Here is a 720-nt window from a genome sequence, read left to right as displayed (position 1 = left end):
GGGTTTCCCCATTCGGAAATCCCAGACTCAAAAGGTTTTTACTACCTAATCTGGGCTTATCGCAAGTTAATACGTCCTTCATCGCCTCTGACTGCCAAGGCATCCACCGTGTACGCTTAGTCACTTAACCATACAACCCGAAAGGGTCTCTGTTTTACTTCCACTTTTGAAAAGTGAAAACAAACTAGTATGGCAACTAACCAAGGTTTTGGTTGTAATAAGAAGGGTTAATTCTTATTACGTGTTTGCCGGACTCAATGGTGAATCAAACTAAGTTTGATTCGAATACAAGACACTTGAATGTGTTTGTGTTGTGTTTACTTCGAAAAGTAAACATTGAGAACTTTTAATTTGATTTAAATAACTCTGTTATTTAAATCAGTCAGCTTTCCAAATTGTTAAAGAGCTAATCACTTCTTAATGAAGTAACCATTTTTAAAGACTCTCAAAGGAGAATGCTTAAAGATGGTATCCCGTAGGGGAGTCGAMCCCCTGTTACCGCCGTGAAAGGGCGGTGTCCTAGGCCTCTAGACGAACGGGACACTAAGATATCTCTTAACTTTCTAAACCATATCAATCTGTGTGGACACTTATCGTGAATATCTTCGTATAAGGAGGTGATCCAGCCCCAGGTTCCCCTAGGGCTACCTTGTTACGACTTCACCCCAGTCATGAACCACAAAGTGGTGAGCGTCCTCCCGAAGGTTAAACTACCCACTT

At 41.3% G+C, this 720-nt stretch carries 1 tRNA gene and 2 rRNA genes; all 3 read right to left on the bottom strand.

What is annotated here, in order from left to right:
• Positions 1-130 (bottom strand): 23S ribosomal RNA (locus tag L1D60_RS23420); the annotation flags it as partial.
• 336 nt (positions 131-466) lie between these two features.
• Positions 467-542 (bottom strand) — tRNA-Glu (locus L1D60_RS23415).
• 68 nt (positions 543-610) lie between these two features.
• Positions 611-720, bottom strand: a 16S ribosomal RNA gene (locus tag L1D60_RS23410); the annotation flags it as partial.

Source organism: Vibrio sp. Isolate30 (assembly GCF_022397975.1).
GTDB classification, from domain to species: Bacteria; Pseudomonadota; Gammaproteobacteria; order Enterobacterales; family Vibrionaceae; genus Vibrio; species Vibrio fortis.
This window is presented reverse-complemented; position numbering and strand designations above follow the sequence as displayed.